The organism is Vibrio sp. S/42/10 (assembly GCF_029890535.1).
Taxonomy (GTDB): domain Bacteria; phylum Pseudomonadota; class Gammaproteobacteria; order Enterobacterales; family Vibrionaceae; genus Vibrio; species Vibrio cyclitrophicus.
The window spans coordinates 72,973-88,771 of sequence record NZ_JAKMZC010000003.1; the positions used below are offsets into that span (position 1 = coordinate 72,973).

General features: G+C 43.7%; 13 protein-coding genes. 5 read left to right on the top strand and 8 right to left on the bottom strand.

Annotated features, from left to right (window positions below; translation table 11 throughout):
• Positions 1 to 40: 40 nt before the first annotated feature.
• From L8S15_RS04395 to syd, 3 genes are all read right to left on the bottom strand, one after another.
• A complete protein-coding gene (locus L8S15_RS04395) occupies positions 41 to 1,246 on the bottom strand; it encodes a carbohydrate porin (RefSeq protein ID WP_010436412.1) in 1,206 nt (401 codons plus the stop codon).
• 409 nt (positions 1,247 to 1,655) lie between these two features.
• Entirely contained in the window at positions 1,656 to 2,432 is a 777-nt protein-coding gene (locus L8S15_RS04400) for a Zn-ribbon-containing protein (RefSeq protein WP_010436409.1), read from the bottom strand.
• Between the two features lie 4 nt (positions 2,433 to 2,436).
• Positions 2,437 to 2,982 (bottom strand): SecY-interacting protein, encoded by a 546-nt coding sequence (gene syd / locus L8S15_RS04405; RefSeq protein WP_010436408.1) that lies wholly within the window; start codon positions 2,980 to 2,982, stop codon positions 2,437 to 2,439.
• Between the two features lie 131 nt (positions 2,983 to 3,113).
• On the opposite strand from syd, the gene queF reads away from it, so the two are divergent.
• From queF to xni, 5 genes are all read left to right on the top strand, one after another.
• Positions 3,114 to 3,959: an NADPH-dependent 7-cyano-7-deazaguanine reductase QueF gene (gene queF / locus L8S15_RS04410; RefSeq protein ID WP_016767598.1), complete on the top strand. Its 846-nt coding sequence runs from the start codon at positions 3,114 to 3,116 to the stop codon at positions 3,957 to 3,959.
• A 58-nt stretch (positions 3,960 to 4,017) separates the two neighbouring features.
• Positions 4,018 to 6,276 (top strand): tetratricopeptide repeat protein, encoded by a 2,259-nt coding sequence (locus tag L8S15_RS04415; RefSeq protein ID WP_010436402.1) that lies wholly within the window; start codon positions 4,018 to 4,020, stop codon positions 6,274 to 6,276.
• Between the two features lie 118 nt (positions 6,277 to 6,394).
• A complete protein-coding gene (locus L8S15_RS04420; RefSeq protein WP_280572040.1) occupies positions 6,395 to 7,960 on the top strand; it encodes a GGDEF domain-containing protein in 1,566 nt (521 codons plus the stop codon).
• A 312-nt stretch (positions 7,961 to 8,272) separates the two neighbouring features.
• Positions 8,273 to 9,637, top strand: a complete 1,365-nt coding sequence (gene ppnN / locus L8S15_RS04425; RefSeq protein WP_010436397.1) for a nucleotide 5'-monophosphate nucleosidase PpnN — start codon at positions 8,273 to 8,275, stop codon at positions 9,635 to 9,637.
• Positions 9,638 to 9,782: 145 nt separating this feature from the next.
• The gene (gene xni, locus L8S15_RS04430) at positions 9,783 to 10,556 is read left to right on the top strand and encodes a flap endonuclease Xni (RefSeq protein WP_010436394.1); all 774 of its coding nucleotides are present in this window, start codon (positions 9,783 to 9,785) and stop codon (positions 10,554 to 10,556) included.
• A gap of 81 nt (positions 10,557 to 10,637) precedes the next feature.
• Here the strand turns inward: xni and rlmM are convergent, their stop codons facing one another.
• The 5 genes from rlmM to thiI all read right to left on the bottom strand — a co-directional run bounded on the left by rlmM (position 10,638) and on the right by thiI (position 15,747).
• Positions 10,638 to 11,729, bottom strand: a complete 1,092-nt coding sequence (rlmM, locus tag L8S15_RS04435) for a 23S rRNA (cytidine(2498)-2'-O)-methyltransferase RlmM (RefSeq protein ID WP_010436393.1) — start codon at positions 11,727 to 11,729, stop codon at positions 10,638 to 10,640.
• A complete protein-coding gene (locus tag L8S15_RS04440; RefSeq protein WP_010436391.1) occupies positions 11,726 to 12,124 on the bottom strand; it encodes a DUF423 domain-containing protein in 399 nt (132 codons plus the stop codon). Before L8S15_RS04440 ends, rlmM begins: the two co-directional genes overlap by 4 nt.
• Positions 12,114 to 12,737: an alpha/beta fold hydrolase gene (locus L8S15_RS04445; RefSeq protein WP_016796148.1), complete on the bottom strand. Its 624-nt coding sequence runs from the start codon at positions 12,735 to 12,737 to the stop codon at positions 12,114 to 12,116. Before L8S15_RS04445 ends, L8S15_RS04440 begins: the two co-directional genes overlap by 11 nt.
• Positions 12,730 to 13,638 (bottom strand): transcriptional regulator GcvA, encoded by a 909-nt coding sequence (locus L8S15_RS04450; protein WP_010436387.1) that lies wholly within the window; start codon positions 13,636 to 13,638, stop codon positions 12,730 to 12,732. Before L8S15_RS04450 ends, L8S15_RS04445 begins: the two co-directional genes overlap by 8 nt.
• 660 nt (positions 13,639 to 14,298) lie before the next feature.
• Entirely contained in the window at positions 14,299 to 15,747 is a 1,449-nt protein-coding gene (gene thiI, locus L8S15_RS04455) for a tRNA uracil 4-sulfurtransferase ThiI (RefSeq protein ID WP_016767601.1), read from the bottom strand.
• Positions 15,748 to 15,799: the final 52 nt, after the last annotated feature.

Sequence of the window (15,799 nt, forward strand, 5' to 3'; positions counted from 1 at the left end):
AGCCCCTTTTTATTGGTTACGATTTACAAGAAAATTCGACTTACCACCAAGCTTCCACTTGCATGCCAACACTCATTTCACTGTTCTTACCTTCACCGAAAGCATTATCATTTTCAGCATCATTTAGGTAAGTCGCAAAGATACGAAATTCAGGACGTGACCAGAAACCCACTTGCGGTACCCAAGCTTGAGCGACAGTGAACTTGCCGCCCGCGCCGTCTTGGTTATCAATAGTTTCAACAAAGCCACCAATTTCAAGAATGGTACGCATGCGCTTGTCCCACTTATAAAGCGGTCGTATTACTGCACTGAACGACTCATCATCACTGTTATTCGCACCAACCCCCGATGACGCGGCATAACGAACCGTGTGGCCAAATTCGATGTTCTCACCGATAGCAAGCACACCCCAGTTAATCAATCGAAAGCCGTCAGCATCATTGTTGTTTGCATCACGAACAATGCCCTTACCTGTACCAAAGGTTGTCATCTGCTCTGCATAACCAGAGTTAGCAACTTGAAGAATGGTTTTGTTGAAGCCACCCGCTAGGTTTTGATTTAGGCTGGCCGTCAGCATCACACTATCATCCGCGTCCACCGTTTGACCCTGCTTTTCATTGGCGAAGTTCATATCAATACCGACCTCAAGATCCGCATTGTTCCACAATGGAATACCCGCATAACGTATATCAGCAATCATGGCTGTGGTCTCTTTGCCATCAAACACATCGCCCGTAACCGTGTCTTGAATCAAAGCCACCGATAATTTACCAGGGCCCATATTGATGTGTTCAACACCAGCACCAATACCACTTACATCCCAGTAGTAATTATCAACGATGTGTACATCATGGCGTTGGTAGTAGCGCTCACCGGCCCAAATACCAATACCTTTATCTTCAAAAAGCCCTACAGCTTGAACATTGAGTTGAACTACATCCACGCTTTTATCCGCAGCGTTCTCATCTTGGCCTTGCCAGTACGACAACATGGAATCAACTAAAAATGAAACGTCGTCCTCTGCATACACTTCTTTTCTAAAACCAAACTCGCCATATAGGTCATTTTCGTTGCCGAGTCGGCCTACTTTACTCACCTCCCATTTGCTATTTGAACCGCCTTCATTACTCAAGCCAACACCCCCGCGCATGTAGCCATTAAACTCCAATGGTGTGGTTTCGTCAGCGTATAAATTAGGTGCAAGTAAGACAGTAGAGAGTGCAGCAGCAATAGGTAACAGTTTCATCGTCCATTCCTTTCAGATCTTGAATCAGATTATTTTATTACAAATGGGAACATTCCCATGGGATCGATCCCATTTATATTGGGAAGAATATAAATTGAAAGAGAACTGATTGATTATTGTGATCAGGCTAACTATTGAGATGACTGAAAGTTGATGGGTGTAGGGTTATTTAAATGAATACATTGGCACTACAGAAAGAGCTGAATATCACGCTCTGCTCGTATTAAAAGGAGAAAGAGATAAACAATGAGGAGTAAGAAAAATAGAGCTAAAGTAAGTCATGAGGCCACAGTACCGAACATGAAGCAAGGTACTGAATGTTTAATATAGAAATGATAAAAATGAATATCGGAGCACTTAATTAGCACTCCGACACCTAAAATATGACGCTTAAATATACACTAGAAGGTTACTTTAGGTGATCCCAAGAGATGTTTGACACCAGTCGGCAGTCATCACACTTGAAATAGAAAATATCGTGGATCGGTGCATCTAGCAGCCATTCACCACCACACTGCGGGCATTTCCGCTCTTTCTCGGCCTTTAAACTAATGCCCCCCACACGGTACAAGTAGTAATAAGTTGGGATCTTCGTGAGATATTCAATGCGCCCTCTCAAGCCCCAACCGCGTTTGAACAATACGCTTTTGGTATCACTGATCTCCGCTAGCGTTGCGTGTTCTGCACGGCAACCACCGCCCATTTGTACTTCATCACAAGCTTGCCATTCTGTCTGCCATTTCAGTACGGCTTTATGGTCACCATTGAATGTTGGTGGGTTGCGATATAAAGGGATTGGCAGCAAGCTATCACCACTGCGCAGCGGCGAACAGGTATGAACGAATGTCGTGTATAACACCTGCCAACTTGGCGTTTCATCTTCTGCAACTTCTTCGGAATTAAGATCTCGACCCAACAAACGCATTTTAGGCGCAAGAAGGCTCGCGTTAGACAAGCGCTCAAAACACACTTTTACGAAGTCTGAGTGATTACGCGGATGTAAACTGTCTTGCTCAGGACACACAACGCGAACATAGAATTCACCGTCGCCCATCACGATTGGAAACTCACGACCTAACACTTGTCCGTTATAACGAAGTGCATCCATCAAGCCATTAACCGCCTTATCGACAGCGCTGACCGTTGTGTTATCAAAACACTCAAATTGAAGCTCTAATACGTACATCTATTTATACCGCAGGTTGTAGCTTGTCTAAGAATTCTGCCAATGTCTCGGCCAATACATCACGATTTTTAGTGCCTAAGCGTTCTAGAATCACGTTACCCGTTAAGTTACAGATAGAGATAACATCCAGTTCAGCGTCTGTTGCAGCAATAAATACGGTCGGCTTAAGTTTTAAACGGCGTTGAGTCACAAGGTGACCCAGAATATTCTCTTGTAGGCATTCGAAGTCTTCATCACTCCAAATCTGCAATAGAGTCAATTCATTGCCATCAAACGTCGCGTTCATATCAGCACTGTATTGCGCACCATAGAAGGTTTTGATGTCTTCATGCAGGGTTAATTCAATGCCAGTTTCAACATTGGTAAAATCAGCAAATTGCTCACGTGGATAGCTTTTCCATAACACGACGTCGCCACTCTTTTCTTCTACGCATGGCGATACGATATCCACAAGCTCCTCGTTACGGGGTAAGCTCTGGTGTTGCTTTTGCCACGTATCAACGTATCGCTGACTAAAAGAAAACAGTGCGTCTTGAGCACGTTGAGTCATGAAAATCTCCTAAACACAAAATAATAAATAGAATCCGAGCCCTTTCCGCACCGATTAAGCGATGACTTAATGACAGGGTAATGGGGATTCAGTAAAATCGACCCCATTCTAATCGAATTTGAAACGAAAGTATGAGCAAATATTCTGACGCAAAAGAGCTAGCGGGTTTAACCCTAGGCCAAAAAACTGAGTACTCTAACCAATACGATGCAAGTTTATTGCAACCAGTACCTCGTAGCCTGAATCGTGATGATCTTGCGCTAAACGGCGAGCTGCCTTTTGTTGGTCATGATATTTGGACGATGTACGAGCTTTCATGGCTTAACACCAATGGCCTGCCACAAGTGGCTGTCGGTGAAGTTTTCATCCCAGCAACTAGCCCAAATTTAATTGAATCAAAATCTTTCAAGCTTTATTTGAACAGCTACAACCAGACTCAATTCGAAAACTGGGACCAAGTCACTGAACGTCTTACTCAAGATTTGTCTGCATGTGCAGGCGAAACGGTGATTGTAAATGTAAATTCAGTAACGGATTACACCAACCAGCCTATCGTGACGATGGAAGGCGATTGTATCGACAATCAAAACATCCAAATCAACAGCTACGATTTTGAAGCGTCACTGCTAGAAGGAGCTGCTAGCGAGCAAAATGTTGAGGAAACACTGCACAGCCACCTATTGAAGTCGAACTGTTTAATCACCAATCAACCCGATTGGGGCAGCGTTGAGATCGCATATTCAGGTAAGCAAATTGACCGTGAAGCACTGCTGCGCTATTTAGTTTCTTTCCGTGAACACAACGAGTTCCACGAACAATGTGTTGAACGTATCTTTACGGATATCATGAAATACTGCGCACCATCGAAACTCACCGTATTTGCACGTTACACGCGTCGTGGTGGCTTGGATATCAATCCATACCGTTCAACAGAGCAAGATAGACCAAGCCACAATAAGCGTATGGCCCGCCAGTAATTAGGCTGGAACCACCCACACTTATTTGAACCTACCCAATCTTTAAAGGGATATTGAAATGCGTTGGTTATACGTTTTTAGCCTATTTATTTTAAGCTTAAGCACGTCGGTTAATGCGTCGGTTTATTCTTCGGCGCTGCTTAATGAAGCCAATAACTTGGTTGAGATAGAGCCGAGCCAAGCAAAACAAATGGCGAACAGCTACCTAACGCTACGTATCCTTTCAGACCAAAGCGAGAAAAGCCCATCGGCTATTTCTCGCGAAGAGACAGACTCTTCGATCAGAACCCCAAACAGCAGTATTGATGCCTACAAGATATTAGCGAAAGCAGAATACAACCTTGGTAATATTCATATTGCGATTCAACATATCGACAAAGCATTTGAGCTTGCGAAAACCTATAAGCTTGAGTACCTAAAACTGGATCTTGAGATCCTAAAAGTACGCTTACTTTGGCTGAGTGACAGGAAATCAGCCAAAGCAAAAACAGAGCTGGCGAGTATCGAAGCAAACCTAGAATCGGTGAATAAAACCTTGCGTTTAACAGAAGGTATTACCTATCGTTTGATCATGCTGAAAGCTGATATTGCCTCTTATGACAATAAGGTCGATGAAGCCGAGAAGTTCTACCAAGAAGCGAAAACCTACCTCGATCAGCGTTACTCAGAAAAAGTGACTATCGACTACCACATCGCGGTCGGTGAATTTTATCTAACCCATAAAGAGTACAACCACGCACTATCTGAGTTGTTGTATGGCTACTGGAAATCCGTAGAAGGTAATCTGAGCTCACGCTTAGCAAAAGTAAACCGCCTGCTTGCTCAGCTTTTCTTTGAACGCCAAGTGTTAGATAAAGCTCTCGAGCACTTATCTCAAGCTGCTGATTTCTATGATAACTTTGAAAACTCACCTGTTTTGGCACAAGTGCTTAAAAAAATGGGTGATGTATACTTCTTTCAAGGAAAATATAACCTTGCGTTAGTGCATTTCTTCAACGTTTTGGACCATGAAAGCACCGACCGAGATATCCAACAAGTCATTGATATTCGTCTGAGTTTATCAGCTACCTACTTACGCCTTTATAACTACCCTCTTGCAGAACAATACCTAACACGCGCTCTTGAGCTGTTGGAGTACACAGATATTCCAAAACTGGAAGGCCGCGCTGCGCTGCTGTCGGCAGGGTTAGCTTATCATCTACAAGAGAGCGATGACGTAATCAAGCATGCGACACGTGCACTTGAAATTTCACGTCAGATAGAAAATATGCACCTGTCACAGCGTTCGTATTACTTACTGTCCTTAGGCTATGAACAAGCAGGTCGTCCTCAACAAGCATTAGCGAATCTCAAGCAGTACAATAGTTTAGTTTCTTTAGAGCAGCAAAAACTAAATCGTGTAGGTGAGGATGCATTCCGTCAGCAGAAAGAGTTTGCTGAACAAACTTTGCACTACGCTGGTCAAGCGCAAGAATTAGAAAGGTATAAGTTAGAGCATCGTAAATTCCAAAAGATATCCTTCGCCCTATTTCTGTTCAGCATCGTCCTATTCTTCTTTGTACTACGCAGAGGCTACCTCATCCAAACCTTAGCTAAAGAAGTGGATTCGCTGCGTACTGATCTTTTTACGCACTCACGTTCAAAGCTTCCGAACCTAAGAATGCTCAATGCTAAGCTCTCAAATTCGTTAGAGCAAACCAGCCAAACCTTCGAGCAATGGCAGCTTGGGGAGTTGATTTATGAACCATTAAACGACCGCTTACGCTTCGTTATGATTGACTTACCTTTCCTGCGCAACATGTATACGCAAAATGGTTATAAAGCGGGCTTAGAGCTCGAAGATGCTTTCGGTGATTTCTTAAAATCAAAACTGGAAGGCCCAGCTCGCGTCTATCATTTCTCAGATGCGAACTTGCTTTATATAGAGCCAAATTCAGATCGTGATTCATCACCAGAAGCGATGTTCCTAAAGATTCAATCGTGGGTAAATGACTTCGAGCCAGAACGTAATATCAACCGAACGATTCGAATGGGCATCGCTGACTACCCGTTTTTACCACGAGCTTACACCGCTATTAATGACCAAGAGCTATTAGATGTATTGTTGATGTCGACCAACCTAGCGCGTGAAATCAGCTTGAAAGAACGCACTAGCCAATGGGTATACCTCAAAGCTATCGATAACGCACCAGCGGCAAGCCTTGCAACTGGTAACATACGAGAAGCTTGTAAACATGCCATTAATCAAGGGTTAATAAAAATACAATCGTCGTACCAGAATGAGGACAACATCAAAAAAATGCTAAAAGATGACTGAATTGCGAGCGGTTAAGACTTGCAAGTCGTGACCTTATTTTTAGTTTTGTTATTATCGATGCAACGGAATTTCATCTAAATGATCGTGATCGATCTACGCGGCGCTAATTAATACATCTATGGGCATTCTTGAAAAAGACATTCAGGCGCAACTCCACCAACTGAAATTTCAGTTGGAGCAAATTCGCTTGACGCAAAGAGACACCTCGTTCAAATTTATTAGAGAGCAAAAAGTTCTTAAGCGCATCGTCACATCTTTAAGTGATGCGTGCGTTGGTAGTAACAGTTATTTAGATGAAAACCTCATTGCCCTTAGGGAAGAGCTAGAAAAGCAAAAAGACATCAGCTCGATGATCCCTAAATTGGCAGTCATAGAAAGAATGCTCAAGCAGAAGACGTTGGCTATGGATAAACAGAACGGATATCTGGATGATAGCATTAAGCACAGTGGAGAAACGCTACAACGCATAACTGGCCTACCAGCACCGTTGAAACGTGATCTACGAAACTTACTTAGCTTCTCCGAATGCAATGGCAGTCAGAAAGTCGACCACGCCATGAAACTCCTCGGTATTTACGAGCGTGCCATAAAGATCATGGCGAACAACTCTCGTACTCGTTTTGCCGACGCTGCGCAATCGCCTGAACAAGAACTCCTTGCCGACTTATCAAACGAATTACAACATCTGATCACCGAACTCGATTTTGAGGGTGAATCGGGTGAGCTACTTACCGATATTCGAGCCAAACTGCTGCTTGGTGTTTCTACACAAAACCTCCTTGAGCTGACGCTTCAAATTCTCAAACTAGTCATAGAGGGCACCAATCTAGAGCGTAAAAAGTCTGAACAGTTTATTGACCAGCTTAATTCTTCACTCGCGTCTAGCATCAAAACCGCAGATCAAAATGCAGACCAAAGCCAAAGCTACTTTAAGCATCGCCAAGGCCTGAACTCTGAGCTAAATGAGCTTGTCATCAAGAGCCAGAGTTCTGTAGATAAAGCAACGGACATTGATAACTTAAAGCAGACGATTAATCCTCTGCTTAGTGAAATCGCCTCTCTTTCTGAAAGATTGAATCATGCAGAGCAAAAAGAACAAGCTCTGATAGAGAGAATGAATTACGGGAAAACTCAGTTAGACTCGCTCTATGAAGTGACTCAAGACTATCGAAAGCGTTTAGAAGATCAGGCTCAGCGTATGTTGCTTGACCCGCTCACCAAGGTCTACAATCGTACCGCCTTTACCGATCGCTTAGAACTTGAATACCGCCGTTGGATTCGCGCGCAACACTCACTGCGTGTTGTACTGCTCGACATCGACAATTTCAAAGCCATCAATGATAGTTTTGGTTATACAGCGGGTGACAAAGCACTCAAAATTATCGCAAGAACCATCACCAAAGAGACCGGCGCTACCGATAGTGTGGCTCGTTTTTCTGGTGAGGAATTTATCTTGTTATTACCAGAGCAAACGGATGAATATTGCCACCAGGTAATTCAAAACATCCAGACTCAAGTCAGCCGTTTACCCTTTAAGTTCCGTGACCAACAAATCACGATTACTTTGTGTGCAGCAAGTACTCAATTCAAAGAGTCAGATACACCTGAAGAAGTACTAGAGCGACTCAATAAAACGCTAAACAAAGCCAAACAACGTGGTACTAACCAATTGGTTTGGAATTAAACTAGGCCTGATTTAATTTATTTCTTTTTTTCAAATACTTATCACATACCAATTCCCTCAATGTTTGCTAAGCTTATGATTAACATTCGCTTAACAAGCATTCTTGACAAGTCATGCTGTTTATAAGATCTTAAGCAACTCGATATTAGCCCTTAAGCAATTCCATACAATCCATAAAGCAACGCTGTCGTAACCGTTTCGTCTGGTTAACTCTTCTCACCTTTAACCAAACACTTTCAACGTTTGCTTCTCACTCTCGAGCCAGAGGGTCACTTCAAAAGTCGCCTCTGCTCTTCTCAACAAGGAGGCACTATGATCACTCATATCAGCCCTGCCGGTAGCATGGATTTACTCTCTCAACTTGAAGTTGAGCGTCTTAAAAAAACCGCATCTAGTGATCTGTACCAACTGTATCGTAACTGTACGTTAGCGGTACTGAACTCGGGTAGCCATACCGACAACTCCAAAGAATTGCTCGACAAGTATCAGTCATTTGATGTTGAAGTGGTGCGTCGTGAGCGTGGTATCAAGCTCGAACTAAGCAACCCACCAGAGCATGCCTTTGTCGACGGTGAAATCATCAAGGGTATTCAAGAACATCTATTCTCAGTGCTGCGTGACATTGTCTACGTCAACATGCACTTGGCCGATAACCAAAGGCTTAACCTCACCAACGCAACTCACATCACCAATCTTGTGTTTGGTATTTTGAGAAACGCAGGAGCACTCACACCCGGCATTGAGCCGAACCTGATCGTGTGCTGGGGTGGTCACTCAATTAATGCCACTGAATACCAATATACTCGCGAAGTCGGTAATGAACTTGGCCTACGTGAACTCAACATCTGTACGGGTTGTGGACCAGGTGCGATGGAAGGGCCAATGAAAGGTGCGGCTATTGGTCACGCTAAGCAGCGCTATACTGAACATCGTTATTTAGGGTTAACTGAACCATCAATCATTGCGGCTGAGCCGCCAAACCCGATAGTGAACGAACTGGTGATCATGCCCGATATCGAGAAACGTCTTGAAGCGTTTGTTCGTATGGCACATGGCATCATAATCTTCCCTGGAGGCCCAGGAACCGCCGAAGAACTGCTGTACATCCTAGGTATCATGATGCACCCAAACAACGCAGACCAACCGATGCCTATCGTTCTAACTGGCTCTAAAGAGAGCGAGGCTTACTTCCGTTCAATTGATAAGTTCATTGGTGAAACATTGGGTGAAGAAGCGCAAAAGCACTATGAAATTGTCATTGATGATCCAGCACGTGCTGCGAAAATTATGAAGCAAGCAATGCCAGATGTACGCTCTCACCGTAAAGAAACAGGCGATGCTTACAGCTACAACTGGTCACTGCATATTGAGCCTGAGTTCCAACTCCCCTTCGACCCTACTCACGAATCTATGGCGGCACTCGATCTGCACATGGATCAGAAAACAGAGAGCCTTGCTGCGAATTTACGTAAAGCGTTCTCAGGTATTGTGGCAGGTAACGTCAAAGCCGAAGGTATTCTGGAGATTGAGAAGCATGGGCCATTCCTCATTGATGGCGACAAAGAGTTGATGACTAAGATGGATCAACTGCTAAATGATTTTGTTGAACAAGATCGAATGAAACTGCCGGGTGGTACCGACTACGTTCCTTGTTATAAAATTGCGCCAAGCAGCTGATGATAATATCTGACTGATAACAAAGCCGTAAGCATAAAGCTAAACAAGTCATGACGTTTACGTCACCAGCGTTTCAACTCACCAAGTGATACGTTACTATAAGGGGCTAGCAGCCCCTTATTTATTGCCTATTTAGTGGAAACTTATGTCTATCCATCTTGTTATTATCGATGCCTTGAACCTAATCCGACGCGTTCACTCAGTTCAGCCGGATCCAACCGATATAGCAAGAACCATCACTACCACGACTCGTACTCTTAATAAGATTCTTGCGGAGTCTAAACCAACTCACATCATCGCGGTATTCGATCACCACTTACAAGATCGGGGCTGGCGTGCAGAAGTCCTTCCTGCCTATAAACAAAACCGAAAGCCAATGCCTGAGCCATTACTGAAAGGCCTCGATGCTATCCAACAAGCTTGGTGGGAATTAGGTATTGATTCGCTGTTATCTGATGGCGATGAAGCTGATGACTTAGTAGCAACACTCGCAAAAAAAGTGGCTGACCATGGTGAAAAAGTTACGATAATCTCTACCGATAAAGGTTACTGCCAACTGTTATCACCTACACTACAGATCCGCGATTACTTCCAACATCGCTGGTTAGATAAGCCCTTTATCGAAGCTGAGTTCGGCGTAAAACCAGAGCAACTTGCAGATTACTGGGGATTAACGGGCGTTAGTTCAAGCCAAGTACCTGGGATCCCAGGCGTGGGACCAAAAGCAGCCAAAGAGATCTTAACGACTTATCCCGATATTGAAGCCGCATTCCTAGCTGAAGATTTACCTAAAAAATATCGTAAGAAGTTCGATGAACACATCGAATCCGCACGAGTGTGCAAGTTGGTTTCAGCTTTAAAAACTGATATAGATTTGGGCTTCAATCTTCAAGACATTCGCTACGAAGCTCATTCTTAACTCCCGATAATGCGATGAGCAGATACAAAAAATGCCCCTTAAAGGAGCATTTTCTTTATCACTGACATACTAATGAAAATATTAGTACGGTGAGATATTCGAAAGTGACTGAATGTGAACCGTGATCTCTTCGCGATCATGGTAAAGGTGCTTCGCCTGCATCTTGAATTTAACTTTGTTATCAATCAGAAACTGTTTTAGGTTCTCGATATCTTGCAGTACTTCATCGTAACGGCCTTTCATTGGCAGTTTAAGGTTGAACAGTGCTTCTTTCGCCCAGCCTTTGATAATCCACTCACCCATCAAGTGAGCAACACGAGCTGGCTTCTCAACCATATCACAGATAATCCAAGTCACGTTCTTACGGTCAGGTTCGAATTTAAAGCCATCTACCATGTGGTGCTTAATTTGACCCGTTTCCATAAGGCTATCTGCCATCATACCGTTATCAACACAGTGAACAAACATAGAACGCTTAACCAATTGGTAAGTCCAACCACCTGGACACGCACCTAGATCTACGCCCCACATGCCCGGAGCCAGACGCTCGTCCCACTCATCACGAGGGATGAATACGTGGAATGCTTCTTCTAGCTTCAATGTAGAACGGCTTGGTGCATCTGATGGGAATTTCAAACGAGGAATGCCCATGAAGAACTGTGAGTTATTGGTTGGGTAAGAGTAACCAATAAAACAGTGACCCGGAGCGATAAAACATAAGTGCAGCACAGGCTTTTTAACATTGTCTTTCGCTGTCATCAGGCCTTTACCACGCATAGCTTGACGCATTGGCACAGTAAACTTACGGCAGAATTTCAAAAGCTCTTTCGCTTCATTGGTGTCTGGCGTTTCAATTCGGATATCGCCACAACGTGGGAAACCTTCTTTCTCAGAAAGCGCCTCAAGAATTGGAGAGATACGGTCATCGGTTGGCAGGTCTTTGATTTCAACCGCTACCGCGATCATTTGACGAGCAAAGATCAGAGATTGGAAGTCGACCTCTTTGATCAACTTATCTGCTTCACCTGCTTGATAGCATTCGAACAATACAAAGCCTGTATTGTTCTTTAGGCGAGGAAAACCAAACACTTCCAGTTGTGTTGCCTTGTCTTGAATTTCGCCAGCACATTCTTTTTCAAAACCAGAGCGACAATAAAGTAGTACGTGTTTCACTGAGTTACCTCTTTTATATTCAAAGCAGCGAAGGAGAAGACTCCCCAACCAATGATAAATAGTAGACCACCAAACGGTGTTATAGGGCCAAACCATTTTATTCCTGTCAGTGCTAACCCATAAAGGCTGCCACTAAAACAAAGGATGCCGATGATAAAGCAAATTGCCGCAATGAAAAAATATTTTTGTGATTTAGCGCCAAGTTTCATCTGTAACAGAGCGCCACACGCCAATATCGCCAGAGTATGGATAAACTGGTACTGAACGCCAGTCTCAAACACGCCTAGCTGATACTCAGATAAAATAGCTTTCAGGCCGTGAGCGGCGAAGGCACCTAGCATTACGGCTATTGCACCAGAGATACCGGTAAAGGTGAGTAAATACTTACTTCTCATTAAGCACCTCTTTGATAAACGCCGATAGTTTCTCAACGGTTAAAGCTATGTTTTGCTGTTCGGTGTAGCCAGAACTCTTACGAGGCTTAAAACTGTGGTCGCCATCGGGAATAAATTCAACACGAATAGAACCAGACAGTTCAAAATCAGCAAACTCTTCACGCTTACCGAAGGTGTCACGTTCACCTTGTAAAATTAAACAAGGTTTCTCTAACTCAGCAAGATGCTCACCTTTGTACTTCTCAGGCTTACCTGGAGGGTGGAAAGGAAAGCCTAAACACGCCATTGCTGCCACCTTATCAACTTCAGACAAATGGCTCGCCATGCGTCCTCCCATCGATTTTCCGCCAATAACAAGCTTATCAGCATCAACCTGCTCAATAATCTCTTGGTAAGCTTCAAGCAGCTTAGGCGCTCTGTCAGGTGGACGACGCTTGCCATCTTCAGCACGTTTAATCATGTAAGGGAAATTAAAACGGATGACTCTTATCCCTTTAAAGGACAACCCTTTTGCCACCGACTGCATGAATTCATGCTCCATACCTGCGCCTGCGCCATGTGCAAAGATAAAGGTGATTGGATTGTCTTCACCATCAATGATGACGTTATTCATCGAGTAAATCCTCTTGTTCACTTTGCGCTTTCGCCAGCATCCAGTCGCGGAAGGTGGCGATACGGCCCATGTCAGCTTGTTTTTCATGACAAACCACATAGAAGGCATTCTTGCTCACCAACACTTCGTCAAAAGGCGCAATCAAACGACCCGCCTCTATTTCAGGCTGTGCTAATACATTATTACCCAATGCAATGCCTTGGCCGTGAGCCGCAGCCTGCAACACCATGGTTGAGTGACTAAAGATAGGACCGTGATTGACGTTCACGCCATCGATGCCATTTTGCTTAGCAAACTGCTTCCAATCCTTTCGAGAAGTATCATGCAGTAACGTATGACATGCCAAATCACTGAGCGTTTCTAACGGCTTGCTCCCAAGCAACACCGAAGGTGAGCATAAAGGAATTAAATATTCTTGATAAAGCTTATCGGCCCTAAGTCCCGACCAATTACCTCGACCATAATAAATAGCTACGTCTACGTCATCGGTCAGCGAGCCTTCGTCCATATCAACGGCTTTGATTCGCACATCAATATCAGGCTCTTGTTGATTAAAGTCAGCAAGTCTTGGCACTAACCATTGAATCGCAAAGCTTGGAGGTAAGCTGATGGTCAATGCGCCCTTCTCACTTCGCTCAAGCACTTTATCCGTCGCTTCAGCCAGGGATGTGAAAATATCTTTGATATCCAAGAAGTAGCTTTGCCCTTCTTCAGTAAGCAACAAAGAACGATTTCTTCGACGAAAAAGCTTCAAAGACAAGAATTCTTCAAGCGCTTTGATCTGATGACTGACGGCAGCTTGAGTAACAAACAACTCTTCAGCAGCACGCGTAAAACTCAAGTGTCGAGCCGCGGCTTCAAACACTCTTAACGAGTTTAATGGGGGTAATCGACGAGACATAGTTACTCTCTAAATAAGCATTAGTTTTTTTTATCTGAAACATTATAATTTGTCCATTGCCTAGCGGCCAGAGAAATTCTATATTTCATCCCGCAGCAGCTAGCCTGAACGGCTTGATTCTCTCTAGAATCAATTGGTTTAGCTCCTGCGATGTTGTGTTTGCAAACTCGTTCTTTTCGAGTTGGGTAGAGTTCTACCAAATGTTTTGTTGCAGTTCTATACTGGAACGAGGCATGTACTTCCTGTATTTATTTTGACCTGTCTGTCAAATTTGTTTGCACCGCCTTATGGGCGGTGTTTTTTTATGTGCAAAGAAAAGTAGCAACAAGTTTATCAATAGCTGTGCTAATTAATCTTTATTATTTTTCATCATTAATCACAGAATTAAACAAGCACTCAAATAATCAACTGAACACATACAAATCGAATCATTGAATCGCACTAAAAACTAACAGAATCCTTCAAGATACTCATATTTTCAGCGTCACAAAAACCCGCTTCAGCCCAACAATTTAACATATCAAATTAGAGCATATAGATCGCGCACCAAACTCTCGACTATGCCTCAGTACTGTAGAGCATTCTCAATAGAAATAAAAAAGCCGCTTACTTTTCAGTAAGCGGCTTTGCAAAGTATTCAGCAATTCGGCTAGCACACCACTATGGGCGGTAAACCTTAACGTTATGGAAACCTTGCTCTTGTAGGTAAAGTGCCTGTAGACGGCTCATGACACCACGGTCACAGTACAGCAAATATTCTTTCGCTTGGTCTAGGTCGCCAAACTGAGTTGAAAGCTTGAAGAACGGGATGTGCTTAATTTCAACACCATCGATCTCTAGTGGGCTTTCGTCTTCTTCGTCTGGGCTACGGATATCTAGAACGACAGCGTGCTCAGCAACGGCTTGAACTTGTTCAACTTCAGGAGCTTGCTCTTGACTCTCTTTCTCGATGTCACGGATATCCATAATACGAGCGTTCTCGATCACTTGATCCAGGACTTCAAAGTTAAACTTAGCTTCTTCCGCTTCTAGTTTACCTTTCTTCGCTTTCACTGTTGGCTTCTTAGAAATAACACCACAGTACTCTGGCATTACTTTCGCGAAGTCTTCAGTACCAATCTTACGAGATAGGTCGATAATGTCTTCTTTGTCCCAGTTGATAAGTGGACGAAGAATCAACGTATCGGTCACGTTGTCGATGTGGCGAAGGTTAGTTAGCGTTTGGCTAGAAACCTGGCCAAGCGCCTCACCGGTTACTAGCGCTTCAATACCCAAGCGTTCTGCAACCATACCACCAGCGCGCATGAACATACGCTTAAGAACCACGCCCATTTGGCCGTCTTCAACGTTCTCAAGAATCTCTGCGACTACAGGTTCAAAATCGATAGAGATGAACTTCACCTTGGCCGATGAGCCGTATTTGTCCCATAGATAGTGAGAAACTTGCTTAACGCCAATTTCGTGTGCTGGACCACCTAGGTTAAAGAAGCAGTAATGTACTTTCGAACCACGTTTGATGTGCAAGTAGCTTGAAACGCCAGAATCGAAACCGCCAGAGATCAAGCTCAGTAGGTCTTCTTGAGTACCTAGAGGGAAACCGCCTAGGCCTTTATGACGTTCAATCACTTGGTTTAGCTTGCCGTTCTCGACTTCAACCTTAACGGTAATATCTGGGTTTTTCAGTTTTACTTTTGCTGAGTCTACCGCTTGGTTTAGACCACCACCTACGTAACGCTCTAGCTCGATAGAGGTAAAATCATGTTTACCGCGACGCTTAGCTCGCACAGAGAAAGTCTTACCTTCAATAAGACCACGGCTGCGCTCAAGAACTTGCTCGTAAATATCGTGCAGGTCTTTAAATTCTGATTGCTGAACTTCAAGGGAGTGATGAATACCCGGAGTTTGCGTCAATACTTCGAGTGTTTCTTTAAAGTATTTGTCGCTCTCAGACGTCACTTCGATGTAGTCACGACGGTTGAAAACAGCCACAGACTCAGTACGACGCTGAAGAATAGTGCGAATATTACGTTCTAGAATCTTTGTGAAGCGCTTACGCACCGATTCACTTTTTACAAAAATTTCCGGGTGGGGCTTAACAATAAATTTCATAGTACTTTCACGCCAATAAGGTTCACAATTTTAATAGGTTCATCACCACGTA